This window comes from Streptomyces albidoflavus (assembly GCF_000719955.1).
GTDB lineage: Bacteria > Actinomycetota > Actinomycetes > Streptomycetales > Streptomycetaceae > Streptomyces > Streptomyces albidoflavus.
The window spans coordinates 44,321-70,029 of record NZ_JOII01000009.1; the positions used below are offsets into that span (position 1 = coordinate 44,321).

Below are 25,709 nucleotides of genomic sequence, written 5' to 3' on the forward strand. Positions count from 1 at the left end.
ACCATGGCGGACACCCCCCTCCAGCGTCCGGTGACCCGGCGGCGCCTGCTCGGCACCGCCGGGGCGACCGGCCTCGCCCTCGGCGTGACGGGAGCCGCCGCCGGTTACACGGCGGCAGCTCCCTCCGAGACCGTCACCCCGCTGGCCGAGGTGGGCTCCCGGCGCGAGATGTTTCACGTGAAACATCAGCCCGGCATCACCACGCCGCTGCACGCCCGGGGCCATCTGATCGCCTTCGACCTGGCTCCCGGGGCAGGGCGCAAGGAGGCGGCCGCGCTGCTGCGGCGCTGGTCGCAGACGGCGGCCCGGCTGATGGCGGGGGAGCCCGCCCCGGCCGGCGGCCACGACACCGGGATCGCGCTGGACGCGGGGCCCTCCGCCCTGACCGTGACCTTCGGGTTCGGGCACAGCTTCTTCGCCCGTACCGGGCTGGAGAAGCAGCGGCCGGCCGCGCTCGACCCGCTTCCGGAGTTCTCCTCGGACCGGCTGGACGCCCGCCGCAGCAACGGCGACCTGTGGGTGCAGATCGGCGCGGACGACGCCCTGGTCGCCTTCCACGCGCTGCGGGCCGTGCAGAAGGACGCCGGACAGGCGGCCAGGGTCCGCTGGCAGATGGACGGCTTCAACCGCTCCCCCGGAGCCACCGAGAAACCGATGACCACCCGCAACCTGATGGGCCAGATCGACGGCACCAACAACCCGGCCCCCTCCGACGAGGACTTCGCCACCCGCGTCCGGGTCTCCGCCGACGGCGATCCGGCCTGGATGGCGGGCGGCTCGTACGTCGTCTTCCGGCGCATCCGGATGCTCCTCGACGACTGGGAGAAGCTCTCGGTCACCGGTCAGGAGGCGGTGATGGGGCGGCGGAAGGCGGACGGCGCCCCGCTCACCGGCGGCACCGAGACCACCGAGCCGGACCTGGAGCGGGTCGGCAAGGACGGGGAACTGGTCATCCCTCTCAACGCGCACGCCCGGATCACCCGCCCCGACCAGAACGGCGGCGCGGCGATGCTGCGGCGCCCCTTCTCGTACCACGACGGCATCGACGACGAGGGGGTGCCCGACGCCGGGCTGCTCTTCCTCTGCTGGCAGGCCGACCCGCTGCGCGGCTTCGTCCCCGTCCAGCGCAAGCTCGACCGGGGCGACGCGCTCTCGGCCTTCATCCGGCACGAGGCGAGCGGCCTGTACGCCGTCCCGGGCGGGGCGCCGAAGGGCGGGTACGTGGGACAGGAATTGCTGGAGGGGTAGCCGCGCTGTCCGGTGGGTGGTCGCGCCACGGAAGGCCCGCCCTCGGAGACTAGGGTTTCGGACATGTCAGCCACCCGCTACGCGTATCTGGGCCCCGAAGGCACCTTCACCGAGGCCGCGCTCCGTCAGCTCCCCGAGGCCGCCACCCGGGAACTCGCCCCGATGGTCTCCGTGCCCGCCGCGCTGGACGCGGTCCGTGCGGGGAAGGCGGCGGCCGCCCTGGTGCCGATCGAGAACTCGGTGGAGGGCGGCATCACCACCACCCTCGACGAGCTGGCCGTGGGACAGCCGCTGATGATCTACCGCGAGGTGCTGCTGTCGATCTCCTTCGCCCTGCTGGTGCGGCCCGGCACCCAGCTGGCCGACATCAAGACGGTGACCGCGCACCCGGCGGCCCAGGCCCAGGTCCGCAACTGGCTCTCCGCCCACCTCCCCGAGGCCCAGTGGGAGTCGGCCGCCTCCAACGCCGACGGCGCCCGCCTGGTGCAGGAGGGCCGCTACGACGCGGCCTTCGCCGGGGAGTTCGCCGCGGCCACCTACGGCCTCGAACCGCTGGTCACCGAGATCCACGACGCGGAGAACGCGCAGACCCGCTTCATCCTGGTGGGCCGCCCGGCCCGGCCGTCCGCGCCGACCGGCGCCGACAAGACCTCGGTGGTCGTCTGGCTCGGCCCCGACCGGCCCGGTGCGCTGCTGGAACTGCTCCAGGAGTTCGCGGTGCGCGGGGTCAACCTGATGCTGATCCAGTCCCGGCCGACCGGCGCGGGCATCGGCAACTACTGGTTCGCCGTCGACGCCGAGGGACACATCGCCGACCGCCGGGTGGCCGAGGCGCTGATGGGGCTCAAGCGGCTCAGCCCCGACGTGCGGTTCCTGGGGTCGTACCCGCGTGCCGACGTCCGCCCGGAGGAGCTGGCACCACTGCGCCCCGGCACCTCGGACGAGGAGTACGTGTCGGCCGCGGACTGGCTGAACCGGTGCCAGGACGGGCGGTTCTGAGCGGTTCCCGCCCCGCCCGGGGTCACCCGGAGCTGCCCTCACCTGCCGGTTCTTCTTGTCCACAGAGTTATCCACAGGCACGGCTCTCGACCTGGGGACAAGTCGACACGCGAGTCCGACATCGTCGACAAAACGGTGAACCGACTCCAACGGTTCCACCTTGCTCCAAAAGAGGTCCCGTCACCTTAATTCTTGCGATCAACCCTTTGGGGCGAACCATTTCCACTCGAAAGCGCGGGTGCGCGAGGTTTGACCCGGGAATCCGGCGACCCGCACACCCCTTCCGGAAGCCATCACTCCGGCATCCACAGATCAATCCCACAGCCTGTGGATAACTTTCGGTGAGACATCATTCCTGTGGACAACAACAGGAGCGGACACCCCAAGTGGGCGCTTTCGCGGGGCAGTCGGGCCACCCACCACCGCGTCCGGCCGGCCGGTCGACGGGATTGCCCGGCCGTCACGCTTTCCGCACGGCCCGCCCCGGCCTTCCGCGCGGCTTCCGCGCAACGTCCCCGCGAGGGGAATCCCCCGTACCGGTCTCGGGGCCGCCTACGGAGTTCCGCAGTTTCGGAAGGCGCGGAATCCGGACCCGGAATCCGCGCCGCCGGCCCCCGCTGCTTCGTGCCGCCGTCCGGGTCACGCGCTTGGGGCGGCCCCCGGTGCACCGGCGCGCCCCTCGCCGCCCCGGGCGAAGGGGGACGTTTCGCACAGCCTGCGTTATCGGGTCGTAGGGCGCTGGACGGCCCCGGTAGCCTGGAGGGCGTGATTGACCTTCGCCTGCTTCGTGAGGACCCCGACCGTGTGCGCGCCTCCCAGCGCGCCCGTGGAGAGGACGTCGCGCTCGTCGACGCCCTGCTCTCCGCCGACGAACGGCGCAGGTCGTCCGGCGTCCGCTTCGACGAGCTGCGCTCCGAGCAGAAGTCGCTCGGCAAGCTCATCCCCAAGGCCACCGGTGACGAGAAGACCGAGCTGCTGAAAAAGGCCGGCGAACTCTCCGCCGCCGTCAAGGCCGCCGACGCCGAGAAGGACGAGGCCGACCAGGAGGCCAAGCAGCTCCTGCTCCGCCTGGGCAATATCGTCCACCCCGACGTGCCGGTCGGCGGCGAGGAGGACTTCGCCGTCCTGGCCAAGCACGGCACCATCCGCGACTTCGCCGCCGAGGGCTTCGAGCCCCGCGACCACCTGGAGCTGGGCGAGGCCCTCGGCGCCATCGACGTCGAGCGCGCCGCCAAGGTCTCCGGCTCGCGCTTCTACTACCTGACCGGCGTCGGCGCCCTGCTGGAACTGGCCCTGGTCAATGCCGCCATCGCCCAGGCCACCGCCGCCGGCTTCACCCCGATGCTGACGCCCGCGCTGGTCCGCCCGCGGGCGATGGAGGGCACCGGCTTCCTCGGCCAGGCCGCCGAGGACGTCTACCACCTGGAGAAGGACGACTTCTACCTGGTCGGCACCTCCGAGGTCCCGCTCGCCGCGTACCACATGGACGAGATCATCGAGGCCGACAAGCTGCCCCTGCGGTACGCCGGCTTCTCCCCGTGCTTCCGCCGCGAGGCCGGTACGTACGGCAAGGACACCCGGGGCATCTTCCGCGTCCACCAGTTCGACAAGGTCGAGATGTTCTCGTACGTCGAGCCGGAGGACGCCGAGGCCGAGCACCAGCGGCTGCTCGACTGGGAGATCCAGTGGCTCCAGAGCCTGGAACTGCCCTTCCAGGTGATCGACGTGGCCAGCGCCGACCTCGGCTCCTCGGCCTCGCGGAAGTTCGACTGCGAGGCGTGGATCCCGACCCAGGGCAAGTACCGCGAGCTGACCTCCACCTCCAACTGCACGGAGTTCCAGGCCCGCCGCCTGTCCGTGCGAATGCGCGAGGGCAAGAAGGTCCAGCCGCTGGCGACCCTCAACGGCACGCTGTGCGCCGTCCCGCGCACCATCGTCGCCATCCTGGAGAATCACCAGCAGGCCGACGGCTCCGTGCGGGTGCCGGAGGTTCTCCGCCCCTACCTCGGCGGACGCGAAACCCTCGACCCGCAGTAATCACCCAGTCTGGAGCCGTTCACCACGTGAGCCCCGTCCGTCCCGCCCCCGTGTTCCCGTACAAGCTCGTCGCCACCGATCTGGACGGAACGCTGCTGCGGCCGGACGACACGGTCTCCGAACGCACCCGTGAGGCACTCGCCGCGGCCACCGCGGCGGGTGCCGCGCACATCGTGGTGACCGGCCGCTCCGTCGCCTGGACCCGCCACGTCCTCGACGACCTCGGCTACGAGGGCATCGCCGTCTGCGGCCAGGGCGCGCAGGTCTACCACGCGGGGGAGCAGCGGCTCCTCACCTCGCTGACGATGGACCGCCGGCTCGCCGTGCTGGCCATCGAGAAGATCGAGGCGGAGACCGGCCCGCTGCACCTGGCCGCCGCCCGGGACGGGCTGCACGGCGAGGTCCTCATCGGCCCGGGCTACCAGGTCCAGGACGGCCCCCTCGCCTCGGTCCCCTCCACCGACCGGGACAGCCTGTGGGCCGAACCGATCAGCAAGGTCTACCTCCAGCACCCCACCCTGGGCGACGACGAGCTGGCCGCTGCCGCGCTGCGTATCGCCGGTGACCTGGTCGGGGTCGTGATGGCCGGGCCGGGCGTGGTGGAGCTGCTGCCGCTGGGCCTCTCCAAGGCGACCGGGCTCTCGCTGGCCGCCCGGCGCCTGGGCACCAAGGGCGCCGAGACCATCGCCTTCGGCGACATGCCGAACGACATCCCGATGTTCGGCTGGGCGGGCCACGGCGTCGCCATGGCCAACGCCCACCGCGAGCTGAAGGCCGTCGCCGACGAGCTGACCACCTCCAACGCGGAGGACGGCATCGCCGTGGTCCTGGAGCGCCTGCTCACCGGCTGACCTCCCGGCTCACTCCTCCCCGGCCACCGTCAGGCTCCGCAGCTTCTGCCCCGCGTACCAGGTGGCCAGTACGGTCGCCGCCACCAGCAGGATCACGGCGGTCGGCAGCGCCACGTCGGAGGTGACGGCCTCGCCGCCGGTCACCTTCTCGGCCACCGCCAGGGCCCACTGCTGCACGCTGAGGGTGCGGGCCCCGCTGATGAGGGAGGCGAAGAGCCCCTCCCAGATCAGGGCGTAGACCAGGCCGAAGACCACGGCGTGCCGGGTGACGGTGCCCAGCAGGAGGAAGAGCGCCGCGTAGGCGATGGAGGCGACCAGCGCCGCGACCGTGTAGGCGACAGCGAGCTGGCCCCCGTTGCCGTTGAGGATGAAGCCGGCGATCAGGGTCGGTATGGCGGAGAAGGCCATCGTCACGCCGATGGCGACGAACAGCTTGGTCAGGATGATCGTGGGCCGCTTGATCGGCTTGGCCAGCAGATACACCACCGAGCCGTCGTCGATCTCCGGCGCGATGGCGCCGGTGCCCGCGACGACACCGATGATCGGCACCATGACGGCGAGCGAGAACCCGCCGAGGACCGCTTCCGCCGTGCTGTCGTCGGCTCCGGTGAGCAGCCGTACCGCCGCCGCGATGACGAGGAGCAGCGCGGGGAGGACGAAGAGGATGAGGGCCCGGCGGCGGCCGAGCAGCGCCCGGTAGGTGAGCCGGGCGACCGTGGGGTCGTACATCGCTGAAGGCTCCTTACGCCGCGACGAGATAGGAGAAGACCGATTCGAGGGACTCGTCGGACGGCGAGACGGCCAGCAGCCTGATCCCGTGGTCCCGGGCCACCCGGGGCAGCAGCGCGGTGAACCGCCCGAAGTCGACCGCCTGGACGCGCAGCATCCCTTCCTGGGTGTCCACCTCGATGCCGGCGGTGGAAGGGTCCGCTATCAGCGCGGCGGCCAGGGCCCGGTCGTCACTGGAGCGCACCACGTACTGGTGCGGCCGGTCGGTCATCAGCCGCCGGATGCGGCGGAAGTCGCCGGAGGCGGCGTGCCGGCCGGCGACGATCACCTCGATGTGCGAGGCGAGTTGCTCGACCTCCTCCAGGATGTGCGAGGAGAAGAGCACGGTGCGGCCCTCCTCGCCCATCCGCCGCAGCAGTTCCATGAGCTGCATGCGCTGGCGGGGGTCCATGCCGTTGAACGGCTCGTCGAGGAGGAGCACGGAGGGGTCGTGCACCAGCGCCGAGGCCATCTTGACCCGCTGGCGCATGCCCTTGCTGTAGGTGGCGATCTTGCGGTCCTGGGCGTACTCCATGTCGACGGTGGCCAGCGCGCGGGCGGCCGCGGCGGCGTCGAGGCCGTGGAGTTCGGCGTTGGCGACGACGAACTCCCGGCCGGTGAGGAAGTCGTACATGGCCTCGCGCTCGGGGACGATCCCGATCTGCCGGTAGACGGACTCGTTCCGCCAGACCGGGTCGCCGTCGAGGGTGACGGTGCCGGTGGAGGGGGCGAGGAAGCCGCCCATCATGTTGATCAGCGTGGACTTGCCGGCGCCGTTGGGCCCGAGGAGGCCGGTGACGCCGGGGCCGATCGTCATGGTGATGTCGTTGACCGCGACGACGTTCCCGAACCAGCGGGAGGCATGGTCGATGGTGAGGGTGGTCACAGTCCGGCCTTCCGGTAGCGGCGCATCAGCAGGGCGTAGCAGCCGGCGATGAGGCCGAGGACGACAAGGAGATGGACGGCGCCGCCCGCCGTGGACGGTCCGGCCCCGCCCGGGTAGGCCGAGGTGGCGCCGAGGAAGGCGGTCTGCACGCCGTCGATCAGGGTGATGGGGGAGAAGAGGCCGATCCAGCCGACCGCCTCGGTGTTGCCCTGCTGGAAGGCGATGGCCTGGACGGTGGAGACCGCGCCGTAGGTGATGGTGAAGACCGCGATGACCGCGGCGATCCCGAAGCCGCGGCGCGGCGTGACCGCCGAGACCACCAGGCCGATGCCGGCGAAGAGCAGGGAGAGCAGTGCCACGGAGACCATGCCCTGTCCGAATCCCGCCGTCTGGTCGGCGAAGTCGAGTTCGGCGAGCAGCGCGCCCGCGTAGAGCACCAGGAGCGGGACGGCGGTGAGGAGGAAGAGGGCCGAGGCCATCGCCGCGTACTTGGCGAGGACGTAGTCGACGCGCTCGACGGGGCGCGAGAAGTAGAGCGGCACCGTCTTGAAGCGCAGGTCGCGGGAGACCGACTGGGGTGCCTGCGAGGCCACGTAGAGGCCGATGACGGCCTGCATGACGACGGCGTAGCGGGTGTAGTCGACCGGGAGGGTCTTGAGCCCGGCGGTGACCGTGACCGCGACCATGATGGCGGCCGGCAGGCACATCACGGCGAAGAGGAGCATCGGCAGCACCTTGGACTTGGCCGAGCGGCCGAGCCCGTAGGCGCCGCGCAGGCTCTGGGAGTAGAGGGCGCGCCGGGCGTGGGAGCGGCCCAGGCGCGGGCCGTCGTACTTCCGGTAGCCGATGTTGTGGATCTGTGTGCTGTCCACGGTCATGACCGACCGCCTCCCGCCGTGGGTCGGAGGGACTCCGCCGCGGCGGCGGGCGGAGGCTCTGCTGGGTCGTGGTGCGGGGGCTGCCCGGTGCCGGCGGCGTCCGCCTGGAAGACGTCGGCGATGTGGCGGCGGCCCTGCTCCATGCGGACCAGGCCGAGGCCGAGGTCGACGACGAGGTCGCGGACCAGGTCGCGGGTCTCGTCGTCGGCCTCCTCCAGGAGGAGGCTGTGGCCGGCGCCGGGGAGGACGCCGCCCGAGCCGGCCGTGACGCCCCGGTCGCGGAGGGCGGCCAGCAGCGCGGCCGTGCCGTCCGGGTGCGTCTCGGTGTCGGTGACCTCGACCGCCAGCGTGGTGGTGGCGCCGGTGAAGTCGCGGGTGGAGCTGGAGCGGAGCAGGCTGCCGCCGTCGATGACCACGACGTGGTCGCAGGTGCGCTCCAGCTCTCCGAGGAGGTGGGAGGTGACCAGCACCGAGATGCCGAAGTCGGCGTGGATGCGGCGGATGAGGCCCAGCATGTCGTCCCGGCCGACCGGGTCGAGGCCGTTGGTCGGCTCGTCGAGGAAGACCAGGTCCGGGTCGTGGACCAGGGCCTGCGCGAGCTTGACGCGCTGCTTCATGCCGGTGGAGTAGCCGCCCATGGGGCGGTAGCGCTCTTCGTAGAGGCCCACGTGGCGCAGGGTGTCGGCGGTGCGCTCCCGGGCGGCGGTGGGAGGCAGGCCGGACATCCGCGCCATGTGCACGACGAACTCGGTGGCCGAGACGTCGGGTGGCAGGCAGTCGTGCTCCGGCATGTATCCGACGCGCTCGCGGATGGCGCCGCCATGGGTGGAGACGTCGAGGCCCAGCACCTCCGCCCGTCCCTCGGAGGCCGGGGCCAGGCCCAGCAGAATCTTGATGAGCGTGGACTTCCCGGCACCGTTGGACCCCACGAGGCCGGTCACTCCGGGCCCGACGTCCATGGTCAGCCGGTCAAGCGCGGTCACCTTGGGGTACCGCTTGCTCAGGCTTTCGGTCGCGATCACAGTCACCCCTCGAACGTAGTGGTGCGCGCCACACAGGTCGTCAGACCACGGGGTTGTCCTCGTCTCAGACTCCGGTATTACGAGCCCGTAAGGGGGCCGTACCCGGGTACGGGAGCGCGTCGGGGTCGCGGAACGGAGCGTGGAGCACACGTGTGTGAACGCGGCCCACTATTGGAAGAGTTGTCCACAAGGCTGGTGCACACCTATTGACGGGGCCGCGCCTGGTTGCCAGATTCGTCGGTGCCACGGTGCGTAATCCACCCGTCGCGACGGACGAGAGAGACGGAGTACAGGTCATGGGGGGTCTGAGCGGCGCGCGTGAGCGCTCGGTACACACAGGCGGCGTGGAGCTGCGGGTAGCGGAACTGGGCGACGCGAGCAGGCCCACCGTCGTCCTGGTCCACGGCTACCCGGACTCCAAGGAGGTCTGGTCCGGCGTCGCCGCCCGCCTCGCCGACCGCTACCACGTCGTCCTCTACGACATCCGCGGCCACGGCCGGTCGACCGCGCCCCGCCCGCTGCGCGGCGGTTTCACCCTGGAGAAGCTCACCGACGACTTCCTCGCCGTCGTGGACGCGGTCAGCCCCGACGCCCCGGTCCACCTCGTCGGCCACGACTGGGGCTCCGTGCAGTCCTGGGAGTTCGCCACCGTCGAGCGCACCCGCGGCCGCGTCGCCTCCTTCACCTCCCTCTCCGGGCCGTCCCTGGACCACTTCGGCCACTGGATCAAGAAGCGCGCCGCGCGCCCCACCCCGCGCCGCCTGGCCCAGCTCGTCAGCCAGGGCGCCAAGTCCTGGTACGTCTACATGCTGCACACCCCGGTCCTGCCCGAACTGGCCTGGCGCGGCCCGCTCGGCAAGCGCTGGCCGCGCATCCTGGAGCGGCTGGAGAAGGTCCCGGCGGGCGACTACCCGACCTCCTCCCTCGGCAACGACGCCGCCCACGGCGCCTGGCTCTACCGGGACAACGTCCGCACCCGGCTGCGCCACCCGCGCCCCGACCCGTACGCCCACGCACCGGTGCAGCTGATCACGCCGACCGGCGACATCTTCCTGTCGGAGCGGCTCTACGACGAGCTGGAGTCCTGGGTTCCGCAGCTGGTCCGCCGCACGATCCCCGCCAAGCACTGGGTGCCGCGCACCCGTCCCGACCAGCTCGCCGCGTGGATCGGCGAGTTCGTCGACAGCCAGGAGGCCCTGCGCCAGAGCGGGCGCGCCACCTCACTCACCCTGGTCGAGGGCGGCCGGCCCCGCGGCAGCGCCCGCCGGCGGGCCGCGCTGGCCCGGTACGCCGAGCGGTTCGCGGGGCAGCTCGTGCTGGTCACGGGCGCGGCCGGCGGGATCGGCCGGGCCACCGCGCTCGCCTTCGCCGCCGCGGGCGCCCGGGTGATCGCCGCGGACCGGGACGGCGCGGGCGCGGCCGGCACGGCGCGGGCGGCCCTCGCGGCGGGGGCGCCCCACGCCTGGGCCGAGACCGTGGACGTCGGCGACGAGCAGGCCATGGAAAAGTTCGCCGCCAAGGTCGCCGCCGAGTACGGCACGGTGGACGTCCTCGTCAACAACGCCGGAGTCGGACTCTCCGGCTCCCTCCTCGACACCACGCCCGAGGAATGGCGCCGCGTCCTGGACGTCAACCTCTGGGGCGTCATCCACGGCTGCCGCCTCTTCGGCCGCCAGATGGCCGAGCGGAACCAGGGCGGCCACATCGTCAACCTCGCCTCCGCCGCCGCCTACCTGCCCTCCAAGACGCTCCCCGCGTACAGCACCTCCAAGGCCGCCGTGCTCATGCTGAGCGAGAGCCTCCGCGCCGAACTGGCGCCGCGCTCCATCGGCGTCACCGCGATCTGCCCCGGCATCGTCAACACCGGCATCACCCGCACCTCCCGCTTCGCCGGGGCGAGCAAGGAGGACGAGGCCAAGCACCAGCAGCGCGCCGCCAAGCTCTACGGCATGCGCAACTACCCGCCGGAGAAGGTCGCCGACGCGATCCTGCGCGCGGTGCTCGACAACAGCGCGGTCGTCCCGGTCACCCCGGAGGCGCGAGGCAGCCGCCTCCTCGCCCGCCTCTCCCCGAAGGGCGCCCGGGCCTTCGCGCGGCTCAATCCGCCGGTGTGAGGGGTGCGGAGGAGATGAGGCGTGCGCCAACAGGGCGTGAACGGCGCACGCCTGACGTGCTGTCATGCCGCGCTCAGCGGCGAAGTTGCCCACAGTCAGGGCTAGTTATCCACAGGATCGGCCGCCAGAGCTGTGGATAACGCGGCCTCACTGTGGATCAAACCTCAATACGCCGTGGAATGACGCACAGTTGCGGGGGCTCACCCTGAACGCGCCCCTCACACGGGCTCCTTGCGCTCCGGGGTGTTCCGGCGTCCGGCTTGCCGTCCGGCCCGGGCGCCCGGGCCCGGGATGCCGGGCGGTCGCCGTGGCGCCATGATCGGTGGGTGAGCTATCCGCACCTGCCCACCACGCAGGCGGCCGTCCTGGCGGTCCGCGAGGTCGCCGGGCACTTCCACCGCACCGGGGAGGTGACCGAGGAGATCGGCGCCGACCGCGTCTCACGGCCGCCCTCGACCACCCCGTCCCCCTGGACCGCCGGCGCGGAGGAGCTGCTTCCGCACGAGGCGTACATCGAGCTGAGCGGGACGCCCTCCGTGCAGGTGCGGCTGTACGCGGACGGCGACGCCTCGGTCTGCGTGGAGGGTGTCGACTGCCCCGACCTCGACCGGGACGTCGTCCCCGCCTTCCTCGCCTCGGTCTACGGCGGCCTGGCCCACCTGCGGCGCCGGGCCTTCCCGCCCAGATGCCACCTGGTCGTCCCGCTCCCCTGCGGCACGGAGCACCGCTCGTACGTCTCGCCGCTCGAACTGACCGGCTGGCTGCTGAGCCGGAGGCGGTGAGGAGCCGCGCCTCAGGAGAGCTGCCCGACCGCCTCGGTGGCGATCTTCTCGAAGACGGCCTGGTCGGCGGCGAAGTCCGAGCCGGCGATCGGCCAGTGCACCGCGATCTCGGTGAAGCCCAGCTCCTGATGGCGCCCGGCGAACTCCACGAAGGCGTCGACGGAGTCCAGCGGGCGGTTCCGGTCGGGGGTGAAGCCGTGGAGCAGGACCTTGCCGAGGTCGGCGACGTCCCGCCCGGCCTCCTCGCAGGCCGCCCCGAGCCGCCCGATCTGGCCGCGCAGCGCCTCGACCGACTGCTCGGGGGTCCCCGTCTCGTACAGCTTCGGGTCGCCGGTCGTCACCCAGGCCTGGCCGTGCCGTGCCGCCAGCCTGAGCCCACGCGGGCCCGTCGCGGCGACCGCGAACGGGAGCCGGGGCCGCTGGACGCAGCCGGGGATGTTGCGGGCCTCCTCGGCGGAGTAGAAGGTGCCGCGCTGCGAGACGGCGTCCTCGGTCAGCAGCCGGTCGAGCAGCGGCACGAACTCGGCGAAGCGGTCCGCCCGCTCCTTCGGCGTCCACGCCTCCTGGCCGAGCGCGGTGGCGTCGAAGCCGTTGCCGCCGGCCCCGATGCCGAGGGTGACCCGGCCGCCGGAGACGTCGTCCAGGGAGATCAGCTCCTTGGCGAGGGTCACCGGGTGCCGGAAGTTCGGCGAGGTGACGAGCGTCCCCAGCCGCAGCCGCTCGGTGGCGGTCGCCGCGGCCGTCAGCGTCGGGAGCGCGCCGAACCACGGGCCGTCCCGGAAGGTGCGCCACGACAGGTGGTCGTAGGTGTACGCGGTGTGAAAGCCCAGCTCCTCGGCGCGCTGCCACGTGGCGCGGCCGCCCTCGTGCCAGCGGTCGACGGGGAGGATCACGGTGCTCAGTCGCAGGCTCATGGCCCCGAGCCTACGTGGGCGGCGCCGGGGCCCTCCGGGCGCGCGGGGCGCGGATGGCGCCGGTAGGCGGTCCGGCCGGGTTTCGGCCATCCCGGTGCTCGACCGATCGAAAGCACTCATCTGTGCGAAGGTCCGCACACGCGTGCTGGCATATGCGTCACAATCGAAGAGTGACCTCAGCGACGCCGTTGCCCCGGACCCCGGCCGCCCCGTCCGTCCCGATCCGTCTGATCGCCACGGACCTCGACGGCACACTGCTCCGCGACGACAAGACGATCTCCCCACGGACCCGTGCCGCCCTCGGCGCCGCGGAGCGGGCGGGGATCGGCGTGCTGTTCGTGACCGGCCGGCCGGCCCGGTGGATGGAAGTGGTCCGCGACCACGCCCACGCCGACGCCCTCGCCATCTGCGGGAACGGCGCCGCCGTCGTCGACCTCGCCGCCGACGACGAGAGCGGGCGCCCGCGCTTCGTCCGGGTCCGCCCGCTCCTGGAGGAGACGGCGCTCCAGGTCGTGTCCCGCCTGCGCGCCCACGCGCCCGGCACCAGCTTCGCCGTGGAACGCACCAGCGGCCTCTTCCACGAGATGAGCTACCCGCCGCTCCACCTGGACCCGGCGCAGGGCATCGCCCCCGCCGAGAAACTGCTGGCGGAGCCCACCGGCACCGCGCCCCAGCCGGTGCTCAAGCTCCTCGCCCACCACCACGAGCTGGCCCCCGACGCCTTCCTGACCCGTGCCCGGGCGATCCTCGGCGACCTGGCCTCGGTCACCAGGTCCAGCCCCACCGCGCTGCTGGAGATCAGCGCCCACGGCGTCTCCAAGGCCAGCACCCTGGCGCTGAGCTGCGCGGAACGCGGCATCCGCCCGGAGGAGGTGGCCGCCTTCGGCGACATGCCGAACGACATCGAGATGCTGAGCTGGGCCGGTTCCTCGTACGCCATGGGCAACGCGCACCCCGATGTCCTGGCCGCCGCCACCGGCAGCACGCTCGGGAACAACGAGGACGGCGTGGCCCTCGTCATCGAGCGCCTTCTCGCGGGCGGCTGACCTCAGAGGACGACGCCCCGCTCCGCGAACCACGGACCGGGGTCGACGGCCGAGCCGTAGTACGGGGTCAGCCGGATCTCGAAGTGCAGGTGGGGGCCGGTGGAGTTCCCGGTGCTGCCGGACTGGCCGATCCAGTCGCCGGCCTGGATCCGGTCCCCCTGGTCGACGGCGGGCGCCGACAGGTGCGCGTACTGGGAGTAGTAGCCGCCGTCGTGCCGCACCACGACCTCGATGCCGTACGCGCCGCCGCAGCCGACCCGGATGACCCGGCCGGCCCCGATCGCGCGGACCGGGGTCCCCGTGTCGACGGCGAAGTCCTGCCCGCTGTGCCGGTTGGCCCACCGGTCGCCCTGCCCGCCGTACCCGGCCGAGAGGGTGTAGGAGCGGACCGGCGTCATCCAGGGCCGTCCCGTACGGGCCGGGCTGCCGGCGTTGCCGAGGCGGACGGCGCCGCGGCACTTGCCGGCCGTCACCGAGGTCTCGGCCTGCCGCTCCAGCCGCTGCTGGGCGTCGCGCAGCTGGGTCTCGATCCGCGTCTTGAGCCTGCCCAGCTCGTCGGCGCGGCGGGCCAGCGTCCGGGAGACCTTGACGGCGGTCCGCTCGCCCTCGGCCAGCCGCCGCTCGGCCCGCTGGGTACGGCCGATGGCGTTGGTGACGGCCAGATCGGCCTGGTTGGCGGCGTGCTGACTGCGGAGCAGGCCCTCGGGGTCGTCCGCCAGGAGCAGCCGCGCGGTGTACGGCAGTCCGGCCCCGGCGCGGTACTGGGCGCTGGCGATCCGCCCCAGGTCGGCGCGGTAGGTGGCGAGCACCCGGCGCTCCTCGGCGAGCCGCCGCTCCAGCCGCTGCGCCTCCCTGCGCTGGGCCCGCGAGGCGCGCAGCCCCGCCTCGTACCGCTGGGTGGCGTCGGACGCCTGCTCGTAGAGACGCGCCACCTCGGCACCGGGGTCGGGGGGCGTGTCGCCGCTCGCGTCGTGCGGGGCGAGGTACCCGAGGGCGAGCAGCGCACACAGGACCGGCAGGAAGAGGTGGCGGCGGTCTCGGGAGCTCATGCCCGGATCGTTGCCCGCCCGGCGGGGCCCGCTCTCGCCGGACTCGTACGGGCGAGGGACGGCGTGCCCCGTACGGAGCAGGCGCGTACCGCTGAACAGGGTGGGCGCGGACGGGGCCGCGCCTTCAGAGGGCGGCCTCCCAGACGACGGAGGTGCCGCCGCCGCCCTCGCCGATGCCGGGGCCGTACCAGCTGGAGCCCCCGAGGGACTCGGCGCGCCGCCTGAGGTTGCGCAGGCCGCTGCGGCGACCGCCGGGCGCGATGCCGACCCCGTCGTCGGCGACGGTGAGGCGGACGCCCGGCGTGCCGTCGGGCAGGGCGCGTCCGGCCTCCACGACCACCTCGATGCGGCCGGCGCCGGAGTGGCGGAAGGCGTTGGAGAGGGCTTCGCGGAGCGCGGCGACGAGGTTCTTGCCGGTGGTCTCGCCGACGAGGGTGTCGACGGGGCCGAGGAAGCGGTGGGCCGGGGTGAAGCCCAACGGCACGGCGGCCAGGTTGATCTCGCGCAGGACGCGGGTGCGCAGCCCGGTGGGAGCGTCGGCGGGACCCTGTTGCAGGGCGAAGATCGCGGTGCGGATCTCCTGGATGGTGACGTCGAGTTCGTCCACCGCCTTGCCCAGCTTCTCCCGCACGGCGGGGGCGTCGGAGCGGCGCTGCGCCGTCTCCAGCATCATGCCGGTGGCGAAGAGGCGCTGGATCACCAGGTCGTGCAGGTCGCGGGCGATGCGGTCGCGGTCCTCCAGGACGGCGAGGCGCTCGCGGTCACGCTGGGCCTCGGCCATCCGCAGGGCCAGCGCGGCCTGGGTGGCGAACTGGGTGGCCAGGGTCCGTTCCGTCTCGGTGAAGTGCCGGGCGCCGACGGAGCGCGGGGTGACCAGTGCGCCCAGCACCCGGTCGTCGCTGACCAGGGGCAGCATCATGCTCGGCCCGAACCCGGCACCGACCTCGGTCCGTACGCGGGGGTCGCCGGCGGCGTCGTCCACGAGGACCGGGCGGCCCGCCAGCAGTTCGCGGACGAGCGCGCTGTCGGCGGGGATGACCAGGCCCATGGCGCCGCGTGGCGCGTCCTCCCGCGAGGAGGCGGCGACCACCTCCATCCCGCCCTCCTCGGTGGGCAGCAGGACGAAACCGGCCCGGGCGTCGGCGAGGTGGCGTGCCTGTTCCGCCACGACGGTGAGCGCCTCGTCGGCGTCGCTGCCGGAGAGGAGGCTGGTGGTGACGGCGACCGAGCCGTCGATCCACCGCTCGCGCTGCTTCGACGCCTCGTGCAGCCGGGCGTTGCCGATGGCGATGCCGGCCTCGGTGGCCAGCACCCGCAGGATCTGGAGGTCCTCCTCGGTGAAGTCGGCGCCGCCCTCCTTCTCCGCCAGGTAGAGGTTGCCGAAGATCTCCTCCCCGACCCGGATGGGGACGCCGAGGAAGGACCGCATCGGCGGGTGGTGGGGAGGGAATCCGCAGGAGCGCGGGTCGGTGGCGAGGTCGGCGAGGCGGAGCGGGCGCGGGTCGTGGATCAGCGCCCCGAGCAGTCCTCGGTGTCCGTCGGGGAGGTGGCCGATGGCGCGGGCCGTGGCGCCGTCGACGCCGTGGTGGACGAAGTCCGACAGGCCCTGCCCGTCCTCGGCGACGACCCCGATCGCCGCGTACCGCGCGCCGCCCAGTTCCGCGGCGGTCTCGCAGAGCTTGTCGAGCGTCTGGTGCAGCTCGGTGCCGGAGCCGACGGAGCGCATCGCCGCGAGCAGTTGCGGGATACGGACCGCCAGCTCGGCGGAGATCCCGTGCGGCCCGGGGAGGTCGGCCTCGTCCGGGAGTGAGCCGGAGCGGTTCTCGGCGGGGGGCGGCATGGAGGGAGCGTAGTTTGTCCGGTTGACGGCGAATGGCCGCGGCCCGGACGTGTCGAGTCCCGCCCGGGCCGCGCGGCTCATGCCGGCACCCCGGCCCGCCCGAGCAGCAGCGCGTCCGTGGCCCGCTCCCGCTCCCGCAGACGCCGGAAGGGCCCGTCCTCCGCGCTCAGTTCCTCGTACGTGCCGCGCTGCACGATCCGGCCCTCGTCGAGCACGAGGATCTCGTCGACCGCCTCCAGTCCGGCGAGCCGGTGGGTGATGAGGAGGGTGGTACGCCCCCGGGTCGCGGCCAGCAGGTCGGCGGTGAGGCGGTCGGCCGTCTCCAGATCGAGGTGTTCGGCCGGCTCGTCGAGGACCAGGAGCGGGAAGCCGGCCAGGAGCGCCCGGGCCAGGGCCAGCCGCTGCCGCTGCCCGCCGGAGAGCCGTGCGCCGTGCTCCCCGACCGGAGTGTCCAGCCCCTGCGGCAGCGTCTCGACCCACTCCAGCAGACGGGCCCCTCCCAGCACCTCGCGGAGCCGGGCCTCGGTGGCCGAACGGTCGGCGAGGAGCAGGTTCTCCCGGAGGGTGCTGTCGAAGACGTGGGCGTCCTGCGCGCAGAGTCCCACCAGCCGCCGCACGTCGTCCCCGTCGAGCCCCGGGGCGGAGGCACCGGCGAGCGTGTAGCTCCCGGTACGAGGGTCGAGGAACCTGAGCAGGAGCTGGGCCAGCGTGGTCTTGCCCGAACCGGACGGGCCCACCACGGCGATCCGGCGCCCCTCGGTCACGGTCAGGTCGATGCCGGTGAGGGCGTCGCGCGCCTGCCCGGGGTGGCGGGCGGCCACCCCGCGCAGCTCCACGGGGAACGGGCTCTCCGGCGCCGGGCCGGCCGCCTCGGGCTCGGTGACCGGGACGGGCGCGTCCAGCACCTCGTGGACCCGCTCGGCGCTGCGGCGTACCCGCTGCCGGAACTGGACGGCGAGCGGGAGCGCGGTCACCGCTTCGAAGGCGGCGAGCGGGGTCAGCACCACGACGGCGAGCGCCACCCCGTCCAGGGCGCCCGCGCTCACGCCCCGGATGCCGACGTACGCGGCGGCCACCGTGGTCAGGCCGGTGATGACCGCGGTCAGGCCGGCCCCCAGGGCGTTGGCGGCCGCGCCCCGCGCTCGGATCCGGGTCAGTTCGCGGTCCGCGTCGCCGGTCCGGGCGGTGCGGTGGGCGAGCGCGCCCGCCACCGTCAGTTCACCGGTGCCGGTCAGGACCTCGGCGACCCGGGTGGCCAGCGCTCCCCGGGCCGGTGCCAGCCGCCGTTCGGCGCGCCGGGCAAAGCCACCGCTGACCAGCGGCACTCCCACGGCCGCCGCCAGCAGGCCGATCGCGAGGATGGCCCCGGCCGCCGGCAGCAGCCAGGTCATGAAGAGGACGGAAACGGTGGAGACGAGGGCGGCCCAGCCGGCCGGGAGGAGCCACCGCAGCCAGTAGTCCTGGAGCGCGTCCACGTCGGCGACGAGACGCGAGAGCAGATCGCCCCGTCGCGTCCCGCGCAGCCCTGCCGGGGCCAGCCGCTCCAGCCGCCGGAACACCGCGACCCGGGTGTCGGCCAGCATCCGCAGGACCACGTCGTGGGAGACGAGCCGCTCGGCGTAACGGAAGACCGCCCGCCCGATACCGAAGGCCCGCGTCGCCGTCACCGCCATCATCAGGTAGAGCACCGGGGGCTGTTGCGAGGCGCGGGAGATCAGGTAGCCGGAGGTGGCCATGAGGCCCACCGCACTGCCGAGCGCCAGACTACCCAGGACCAGCGAGAGGATCAGGCGTCCGCGCGCCTCGCGACCCGCCGCGCGTACCCGCACCAGGGCGGAGCCCCGTCCGGGGAGTCGTCGGTCCGCCGTGGCCTCCGCCGCCGATGTTTCACGTGAAACATCGGCCTCGGACTCCTCCGGCCGTGACGTGGTTTCACGTGAAACATCGGAGAAGAACCACTCCCACTCCTCCGGCCGCGTTTCACGTGAAACATCAACGCCCCGAGGGCCGTCCGCCACCGTCATGGAGTCGGCGGCCGAGACGACCGGGGTCCGGACGGTGGCTCCGCGCTGCGCCGGGACACCGCGCTCGTCCTCCCCGGCCGACGCCTTCGTCACCTCGTCGAGCCGCACCACCCGGTCGGCCACGGCGAGCAGCGCGGGCCGGTGCACCACCAGGAGCACCGTCCGGCCCACGGCGAGCCGGCGTACCGCCTCGACGACGGCTTCCTCGCTCGCTCCGTCGAGCGAGGCGGTGGGCTCGTCGAGGAGCAGGACCGGCCGGTCGGCGAGGAACGCCCGGGCCAGGGCGACCCGCTGGCGCTGGCCCGCGGAGAGCCCGGCACCGTCCTCCCCCAGTTCCGTCTCGGCGCCTGCGGGGAGGCCGGCGACGAACTCCCGCGCCCCTGCCTGTTCGAGAGCCCGCGCGACCTCCACCTCACTGGCGTCGGGGCGGGCCAGCCGGACGTTCTCCGCGACGGTGCCGGCGAAGAGCTGCGGGCGCTGGGGGACCCAGGCGATGCGCTGGTGCCACAGCTCCCGGTCGACCTCCGCCAGGTCCGTCCCGCCGACGGTGACGCGGCCCTCGGCCGGGGCGACGAAGCCCAGGGCCGCCTGGAGCAGCGTGGTCTTGCCGCAGCCGCTGGGGCCGACGAGGGCGACGGTCTCCCCCGGCTCGACCGTGAAGGTGGCTTCGCGGACGGCGGGAGCGTCGCGTCCCGGGTAGCGGACGGTCACCCCTTCGAAGGCGAGGGCGCCGGCCGGCGGGGCCTGCGTCCCCGTGTGCGGCACCGGCGTCTCCAGGACGGCGAAGACCTCCTCGGCCGCGGCCAGTCCTTCCGCGGCGGCGTGGTACTGCGCCCCGACCTGGCGCAACGGCAGGTACGCCTCGGGGGCCAGGACGAGGATGACCAGCCCCGTGTACAGGTCCATGTCTCCGTGGACGAGCCGCATGCCGATGGTGACGGCCACCAGGGCCACGGAGAGCGTGGCCAGCAGTTCCAGCGCGAAGGAGGAGAGGAAGGCGATCCGCAAGGTGCGCAGCGTCGCCCTGCGGTAGTCGTGGGTGATGCGGCGGATCGACTCGGCCTGCGCCTTGGCCCGCCCGAAGATCTTGAGAGTCGGCAGTCCGGCGACCACGTCGAGGAAGTGGCCGGAGAGCCGCGACAGCAGCCCCCACTGCCGGTCCATCCGCGACTGGGTCGCCCAGCCGATGAGCGCCATGAAGAGCGGGATCAGGGGGAGGGTGACGACGATGATGGCCGCGGAGACCCAGTCCTCGGTGACGATCCGGGCGAGCACCGCGACCGGCACGACGACGGCGAGACCCAGCTGCGGCAGGTACCGGGCGAAGTAGTCGTCCAGGGCGTCCACGCCGCGGGTGGCGAGGGCGATGAGGGAACCGGTCCGCCGGTCCCCGAGCCAGCCCGGGCCCAGTTGCCCGGCCCGCTCGACCAGCCGCATCCGCAGTTCGGAGGTGACGGCGGCACTGGCCCGGTGGGCGGCGAGTTCGGTCAGCCAGGAGACCAGCGCCCGGCCGAGGGCGACCGCCACCAGGAGGAGTAGCGGCGTGGTCAGGTCACCGGTGTCGAAGCGCTGCTCGAAGGAGGAGACGATCAGCTCCGCGAGGAGCATGGCCTGGGCGATGACCAGCCCGGCGCCGAGCGCGCCGAGCACCACCACCGCGGCCAGGAAGAACCTGGTGGCGCGGGCGTACCTGAGGAGTCGCGGGTCGATCGGTTTCACGTGAAACACCCTCCGGGGGCGGGCCGGGGGCCGGGCCGTACGCTCCGGCCCCCGCGTGAGCGGTCAGTGGGCTTCGGCGATGTGGTGGGTGCCGATGCGCTTGCGGAAGACCCAGTACGTCCACCCCTGGTAGAGGAGGACCACCGGCGTCGCGATCCCCGCACACCAGGTCATGATCTTCAACGTGTACGGGCTGGAGGCGGAGTTGGCCGCAGTGAGGCTCCACGCCGGGTCCAGGGTGGAGGGCATCACGTCGGGGAAGAGCGAGACGAAGAGCATCGCCACACTGGCGACGATGGTCAGCCCCGAGAGGGCGAAGGCCCACCCCTCCCTGCCCTTGGCGACGGCGCCGAGGGCGGCGAGCAGCGCCAGGACGGCGACGGCGAGCAGGACGGCCCCGGCGGTCCTGCCGTGGTCCACCTGGGTCCAGAGCAGGAAGCCCAGAGCCGCCACGGCGGTGACGGCGCCGAGCCGCAGCGCCAGCTTGCGGGCCCGCTCCCGAATCTCCCCGACCGTCTTCAGCCCCACGAACACCGTGCCGTGGAAGGTGAAGAGGGTGAGGGTGACCACACCGCCGAGCAGGGCGTACGGGTTGAGCAGGTCGAGGACGCCGCCGATGTACTCCTTGTCGGCGTCGATCGCCACACCGTGCACGATGTTGCCGAAGGCGACCCCCCAGAGGAAGGCCGGCAGCAGGGAGCACCAGAAGATGGCGTGCTCCCAGTTGGTCTGCCAGCGGTCGTCGCTCCGCTTGGCCCGGTACTCGAAGGCGACCCCGCGGACGATGAGGCAGACCAGGATGAGCAGCAGCGGCAGGTAGAAGCCGGAGAAGAGCGTGGCGTACCAGTCGGGGAAGGCGGCGAAGGTGGCGCCGCCCGCGCTGAGCAGCCACACCTCGTTGCCGTCCCAGACGGGCCCGATGGTGTTGATCAGGACCCGCTTCTCCCGCCGGTCGCGGGCCAGCAGCTTGGTGAGGACCCCGACTCCGAAGTCGAAGCCCTCCAGGAAAAAGTAGCCGGTCCACAGGACGGCGATCAGGACGAACCAGACGTCGTGGAGTTCCATACCTCAGCGCTCCCTCAGTACGAGAAGGCCATGGGCCGGTCGGCGTCGCTGGGATCGCCGCCGATCTTCTTGGGCGGGTTGAGGTCGGCCTCCGTCAGCTCGGGCGGTCCGGCCTTGACGTACTTCACGAGCAGCCTGACCTCGATGACGGCGAGGACGGCGTAGAGCAGGGTGAAGACGATCATCGAGGTGAGGACCTCGCCCTGGGAGACGCCGGGGGAGACCGAGTCGGCGGTGCGCAGGACCCCGTAGACGGCCCAGGGCTGGCGGCCCGTCTCGGTGAAGATCCAGCCCCAGGAGCTGGCTATCAGCGGGAACGCCAGCGTCCAGAGGGTGAGGCGCCAGTAGAGGCGGCTCAGCCGGGGGCTCAGCAGCTTGGTGCGGGTGAGCACGAGGTTCGGGACCTCGTCCTCGCCGGTGCGCAGGCGGTGGGGGAGGAGGAACTTCCGCCGGGTGAGCCAGAGCCCGAGCAGGCCGATCCCGAAGGAGGTCATGCCGAACCCGATCATCCAGCGGAAGCCCCAGTAGGCGACCGGGATGTTGGGCCGGTAGTCCCCGGGCCCGTACTTCTCCTGGTACTGGGCGTTCAGCTCGTTGATGCCGGGCACCCGGTCGGTGAAGTTGTTGTGGGCGAGGAAGGAGAGGAGCCCAGGCACCTCGACGGTGACCACGTTGTGGCCCTTGTCGACGTCGCCGACGGCGAAGAGGGAGAAGGGCGCCGGCTCCTCGCCCTCCCAGAGCGCCTCGGCGGCGGACATCTTCATCGGCTGCTGCTGGTACATGATCTTGCCGAGGGTGTCGCCGCTGACCGCGGTGAGCAGGCCGCCGACGGCCAGGGTGACCAGGCCCAGGCGGAGCGAGAGCCGCATCGAGTCGATGTGCTTCTTCCGCATCAGGTGGTAGGCCGCGATGCCCGCCATGAAGGCACCGCCGGTGAGGACGGCCGCCGCCATGGTGTGGAAGAACTGCGCCAGGGCGGTGTTCTGGGTCAGGACCAGCCAGAAGTCGGTCAGCTCGGCGCGGCCGGTGACCTCGTCGATCCGGTAGCCGACCGGGTGCTGCATCCAGGAGTTGGCGGCCAGGATGAAGTACGCGGAGAGAATGGTGCCGATCGACACCATCCATATGCAGGCGAGGTGGATCTTGGGCGGCAGCTTGTCCCAGCCGAAGATCCACAGACCGATGAAGGTCGACTCGAAGAAGAAGGCGATCAGCGCCTCGAACGCCAGCGGTGCGCCGAAGACGTCCCCGACGAAGCGCGAGTAGTCGGACCAGTTCATGCCGAACTGGAACTCCTGGACGATGCCGGTGACGACCCCCAGGGCGATGTTGATCAGGAAAAGCTTGCCCCAGAACTTGGTCGCCTTGAGGTACTTCTCCTTGCCTGTCCGCACCCACGCGGTCTGGAGCCCGGCGGTGAGACCGGCGAGCGAGATCGTCAGGGGGACGAAAAGGAAGTGGTAGACGGTTGTGATGCCGAACTGCCATCGCGACAGGGTTTCCGGCGCCAGTGCAAGATCCACGTCTCCTCCTTGGATCACCCGTGGACGGCGCCCACTTCGCCCACCTTGATCCCCCGCAAAGGGGTGGAAAACAGGATGCGCTTGTGAACGCGTTCACATTCACAAGCATTATGTCCTACCACCTGACAAGCGAAAGAGGCGGGGCCCCCTTTCCGGGAACCCCGCCTCCGTGCGCCCTGTCCGGCGCCGCCGTCAGCCGCTCTTGCGGAACGCCTCCGCCGCCTTCAGGAAGAGATCGTTCGCCTCGGCCTCCGCGATGGTGACCCGCACGCCCTCGCCCGCGAACGGCCGGACCACGACGCCGGCCCGCTCACAGCTCTGGGCGAACTCGGCCGTCCGCTCCCCCAGCCGCAGCCAGACGAAGTTGGCGTGCGTCTCGGGCACCGTCCACCCCTGCTCCTGGAGCGCGGCGACCACCCGCGCCCGCTCGCCGACCAGCGAGCCGACCCGGCCCAGCAGCTCGTCCTCCGCACGCAGCGAGGCCACGGCCGCGTCCTGCGCGAGCTGGCTCACGCCGAAGGGGACCGCCGTCTTCCGCAGCGCCGCCGCCACCGGCTCGTGGGCGATGGCGAAGCCGACCCGCAGACCGGCCAGGCCGTACGCCTTCGAGAACGTCCGCAGCACGGCGACGTTGGGCCGGTCGCGGTAGAGCTCGACCCCGTCCGGCACGTCGACGTCCCGGATGAACTCGCGGTACGCCTCGTCCAGCACGACCAGCACATCGCTGGGGACCTGGTCGAGGAACCGCTCCAGCTCGGCCCGGCGGACGACGGTGCCCGTGGGGTTGTTGGGGTTGCAGACGAAGATGAGCCGGGTGCGGTCGGTGATCGCCGCCGCCATCGCGTCCAGGTCGTGCACGTCACCCGGCGTCAGCGGCACCTGGACCGACTTCGCCCCGCTGATCTGCGTGATGATCGGGTACGCCTCGAACGACCGCCAGGCGTAGATCACTTCGTCGCCCGGCCCCGAGGTGGCCTGGAGCAGCTGCTGCGCCACCCCGACCGACCCGGTGCCGGTCGCCACGTGCTCCAGCGGCACCCCGAACCGCTCGGCCAGCTCGGCCGTCAGTGTGGTGCACGCCATGTCCGGGTATCGGTTGAGCTGGGCGGCCGCGGCCAGCGTGCTCTCCAGGACACCGGGGAGGGGCGGGTACGGGTTCTCGTTGGAGGACAGCTTGTAGGCCGCCGGGCCCTCGGAGGCGGAGGCGGGCTTCCCGGGCTTGTAGGTCGGGATGCCCGCCATCTCCGTACGCAACGTGGGGGTCGACTCGCTCACCGCGGTCCTCCTCGTGATCACCGGTTCGAATACTTCTCACCTTATGAGGATTGGGCTTCCCGGCGCAGGGGCTCGGCGGAGAGAACACGGTGCGTGCCACGGCGCACACCGAACGGAACCGGGCCGGGGGCGCACGCGAGACAGCCGCACGCCGGTGGCCCACGCCGTGGCGCGCATCCCTCGTGAAGGTGAGTTGAACCTCGGCCGCCCCCTCATCCGATAAGCGTGACCGTTCCTCCAGAGCATCCGATTCACCGGGCCGAAGGCGCCAAGCACCTGGCATTCCAGCGGTGTTGAGCGGAAACGACCATGCAGAAACGTCTCCGTCAACGCCTGCATATGCACCCGGGCCACCCGCCTCCATGAGCCCTACTATCGGCTCGCCATGACAGCAGCAGGGAAGCACCAGGTGAGCCGAGCGGACACGACCCGCCGGGGGAGCCGGCCAGTGCGAGCGGGCATCAGAGATGTGGCCGCCGCCGCCGGCGTCTCCATCACGACCGTGTCCGACGCCCTCAACGGCAAGGGGAGACTTCCGGATGCCACCCGCCGCCACGTCCGTGAGGTGGCGGAACGACTGGGCTACCGCCCCTCGGCGGCCGCCCGCACCCTCCGTACGGGCAAGTCGGGCCTCATCGGTCTGACCGTGACCACGTACGGGGATGAACCTTTCACCTTCACCGAGTTCGCCTACTTCGCGGAAATGGCGAGAGCCGCCACCTCCGCCGCGCTCGCCCGTGGCTACGCCCTGGTGATCCTCCCGGCGACCTCTCGGCTCAGCCCCGTCGACGTCTGGTCCAACGTGGCGCTCGACGGCACCGTGGTGGTCGACCCGGCCGACGACGACCCGGTCGTCCGCGAACTCGCCCGCCAGGGGCTCCCCGTCGTCTCCGACGGGCGTCCCGCGGGCTCCCTGCCGGTCACCGCCTGGGTCGACAACGACCACGAGGCGGCCGTCCTCGACATCCTCGACCACCTCGCCGCGGCGGGCGCCCGCCGCATCGGGCTGCTCACCGGCACGACCACGGACATGTACACCCGCCTCTCCACCGCCGCCTACCTGCGGTGGTGCGCCCGGATCGGCCAGGACCCGGTGCTGGAGGCGTACCCGGCGCACGACCCGTGCGCCGGCGCCGTCGCCGCCGACCGGCTCCTGGCCCGGCCGGACCGCCCCGACGCCGTCTACGGGCTCTTCGACCCCAACGGCACCGACCTCCTCGCCGCCGCCCGCCGCTACGGGCTGCGCGTCCCCGACGACCTCCTCCTGGTCTGCTGCAGCGAGTCCACCGTCTACGCCAGCACCGAGCCGCCCGTCACCACGCTCTCCCTCAAACCCCGCCGGATCGGCACCGCCGTCGTCCAGCTCCTCATCGACGCGATCGAGGGCATCAACCAGGACCAGCCGGTGGAACAGGTGATACCGACCGAGCTGATCGTCCGGACCTCCTCGATGCGGCGCTCCCCGCGCACCACCGTCAACCCGCCCCGCTCCCCCCGACAGGGGTGAGCGACACGGAGAGCGCCGGGGAAAAGTCCTCCCAATTCGGAAGGAATCCCCGGTGAACAGAGGTCCCGTCGTTATTCACCACCCCTGGTGCACCACACAGCGCGATCCTCATTCCTATGATGGGCGGACGACACCGCGGGCCGCTGCGACCAGGCAGTCCGA

The 25,709-nt window shown here is 72.4% G+C and carries 19 protein-coding genes; 8 read left to right on the forward strand and 11 right to left on the reverse strand.

Annotated elements, in window-relative coordinates:
• Positions 1 to 3: 3 nt before the first annotated feature.
• The 4 genes from efeB to IF45_RS0112815 all read left to right on the forward strand — a co-directional run bounded on the left by efeB (position 4) and on the right by IF45_RS0112815 (position 5,135).
• Positions 4 to 1,248, forward strand: coding sequence for an iron uptake transporter deferrochelatase/peroxidase subunit (efeB, locus tag IF45_RS0112800; protein WP_030307467.1), 1,245 nt, complete (start codon positions 4 to 6; stop codon positions 1,246 to 1,248).
• A 63-nt stretch (positions 1,249 to 1,311) separates the two neighbouring features.
• The gene (gene pheA, locus IF45_RS0112805; protein WP_008416682.1) at positions 1,312 to 2,247 is read left to right on the forward strand and encodes a prephenate dehydratase; all 936 of its coding nucleotides are present in this window, start codon (positions 1,312 to 1,314) and stop codon (positions 2,245 to 2,247) included.
• Between the two features lie 765 nt (positions 2,248 to 3,012).
• Complete coding sequence (gene serS, locus IF45_RS0112810) at positions 3,013 to 4,284, forward strand: serine--tRNA ligase (protein ID WP_010644310.1); 1,272 nt, start codon at positions 3,013 to 3,015, stop codon at positions 4,282 to 4,284.
• 26 nt (positions 4,285 to 4,310) lie between these two features.
• Positions 4,311 to 5,135 carry an HAD family hydrolase gene (locus IF45_RS0112815; protein ID WP_003949455.1) on the forward strand — a complete coding sequence of 275 codons (825 nt, stop codon included), beginning with the start codon at positions 4,311 to 4,313 and terminating at the stop codon, positions 5,133 to 5,135.
• Between the two features lie 9 nt (positions 5,136 to 5,144).
• Here IF45_RS0112815 and IF45_RS0112820 read toward each other — a convergent pair whose 3' ends face one another.
• Genes IF45_RS0112820 through IF45_RS0112835 form a run of 4 tightly spaced genes read right to left on the reverse strand, consistent with a single transcriptional unit; the run spans position 5,145 to position 8,689 of the window.
• Positions 5,145 to 5,864 carry an ABC transporter permease gene (locus IF45_RS0112820; protein ID WP_010644314.1) on the reverse strand — a complete coding sequence of 240 codons (720 nt, stop codon included), beginning with the start codon at positions 5,862 to 5,864 and terminating at the stop codon, positions 5,145 to 5,147.
• Positions 5,865 to 5,877: 13 nt separating this feature from the next.
• Positions 5,878 to 6,789 carry an ABC transporter ATP-binding protein gene (locus IF45_RS0112825; RefSeq protein WP_008416674.1) on the reverse strand — a complete coding sequence of 304 codons (912 nt, stop codon included), beginning with the start codon at positions 6,787 to 6,789 and terminating at the stop codon, positions 5,878 to 5,880.
• On the reverse strand, positions 6,786 to 7,667 hold the full coding sequence (locus tag IF45_RS0112830) for an ABC transporter permease (protein ID WP_003949453.1): 882 nt from the start codon (positions 7,665 to 7,667) through the stop codon (positions 6,786 to 6,788). The genes IF45_RS0112825 and IF45_RS0112830 overlap by 4 nt, the downstream gene beginning before the upstream one ends.
• Positions 7,664 to 8,689, reverse strand: a complete 1,026-nt coding sequence (locus tag IF45_RS0112835) for an ABC transporter ATP-binding protein (protein WP_010644316.1) — start codon at positions 8,687 to 8,689, stop codon at positions 7,664 to 7,666. The genes IF45_RS0112830 and IF45_RS0112835 overlap by 4 nt, the downstream gene beginning before the upstream one ends.
• 296 nt (positions 8,690 to 8,985) lie before the next feature.
• Between IF45_RS0112835 and IF45_RS0112840 the strand changes: the two genes are divergently transcribed.
• Both IF45_RS0112840 and IF45_RS0112845 read left to right on the forward strand, forming a co-directional pair.
• Entirely contained in the window at positions 8,986 to 10,803 is a 1,818-nt protein-coding gene (locus IF45_RS0112840; RefSeq protein WP_018894864.1) for an SDR family oxidoreductase, read from the forward strand.
• A 326-nt stretch (positions 10,804 to 11,129) separates the two neighbouring features.
• On the forward strand, positions 11,130 to 11,585 hold the full coding sequence (locus IF45_RS0112845) for a hypothetical protein (protein WP_030307470.1): 456 nt from the start codon (positions 11,130 to 11,132) through the stop codon (positions 11,583 to 11,585).
• An 11-nt stretch (positions 11,586 to 11,596) separates the two neighbouring features.
• Here IF45_RS0112845 and IF45_RS0112850 read toward each other — a convergent pair whose 3' ends face one another.
• Positions 11,597 to 12,499, reverse strand: a complete 903-nt coding sequence (locus IF45_RS0112850) for an LLM class flavin-dependent oxidoreductase (protein WP_010644320.1) — start codon at positions 12,497 to 12,499, stop codon at positions 11,597 to 11,599.
• 152 nt (positions 12,500 to 12,651) lie between these two features.
• Between IF45_RS0112850 and IF45_RS0112855 the strand changes: the two genes are divergently transcribed.
• Positions 12,652 to 13,545: a Cof-type HAD-IIB family hydrolase gene (locus IF45_RS0112855; protein WP_174905211.1), complete on the forward strand. Its 894-nt coding sequence runs from the start codon at positions 12,652 to 12,654 to the stop codon at positions 13,543 to 13,545.
• 2 nt (positions 13,546 to 13,547) lie between these two features.
• On the opposite strand, the gene IF45_RS0112860 is transcribed toward IF45_RS0112855, so the two are convergent.
• The 6 genes from IF45_RS0112860 to hisC all read right to left on the reverse strand — a co-directional run bounded on the left by IF45_RS0112860 (position 13,548) and on the right by hisC (position 24,040).
• Positions 13,548 to 14,594: a murein hydrolase activator EnvC family protein gene (locus IF45_RS0112860; protein WP_030307472.1), complete on the reverse strand. Its 1,047-nt coding sequence runs from the start codon at positions 14,592 to 14,594 to the stop codon at positions 13,548 to 13,550.
• A 124-nt stretch (positions 14,595 to 14,718) separates the two neighbouring features.
• The gene (locus tag IF45_RS0112865; protein WP_030307473.1) at positions 14,719 to 16,434 is read right to left on the reverse strand and encodes a sensor histidine kinase; all 1,716 of its coding nucleotides are present in this window, start codon (positions 16,432 to 16,434) and stop codon (positions 14,719 to 14,721) included.
• Between the two features lie 77 nt (positions 16,435 to 16,511).
• Entirely contained in the window at positions 16,512 to 20,177 is a 3,666-nt protein-coding gene (gene cydD, locus IF45_RS0112870; RefSeq protein WP_030307475.1) for a thiol reductant ABC exporter subunit CydD, read from the reverse strand.
• A 63-nt stretch (positions 20,178 to 20,240) separates the two neighbouring features.
• Positions 20,241 to 21,242: a cytochrome d ubiquinol oxidase subunit II gene (cydB, locus tag IF45_RS0112875; RefSeq protein ID WP_030307476.1), complete on the reverse strand. Its 1,002-nt coding sequence runs from the start codon at positions 21,240 to 21,242 to the stop codon at positions 20,241 to 20,243.
• Between the two features lie 14 nt (positions 21,243 to 21,256).
• Complete coding sequence (locus IF45_RS0112880) at positions 21,257 to 22,765, reverse strand: cytochrome ubiquinol oxidase subunit I (protein ID WP_003949443.1); 1,509 nt, start codon at positions 22,763 to 22,765, stop codon at positions 21,257 to 21,259.
• A gap of 192 nt (positions 22,766 to 22,957) precedes the next feature.
• On the reverse strand, positions 22,958 to 24,040 hold the full coding sequence (gene hisC / locus IF45_RS0112885; RefSeq protein ID WP_010644328.1) for a histidinol-phosphate transaminase: 1,083 nt from the start codon (positions 24,038 to 24,040) through the stop codon (positions 22,958 to 22,960).
• Positions 24,041 to 24,425: 385 nt separating this feature from the next.
• Here hisC and IF45_RS0112890 point away from each other — a divergent pair, with 385 nt between their 5' ends.
• A complete protein-coding gene (locus tag IF45_RS0112890; protein WP_003949441.1) occupies positions 24,426 to 25,547 on the forward strand; it encodes a LacI family DNA-binding transcriptional regulator in 1,122 nt (373 codons plus the stop codon).
• Positions 25,548 to 25,709: the final 162 nt, after the last annotated feature.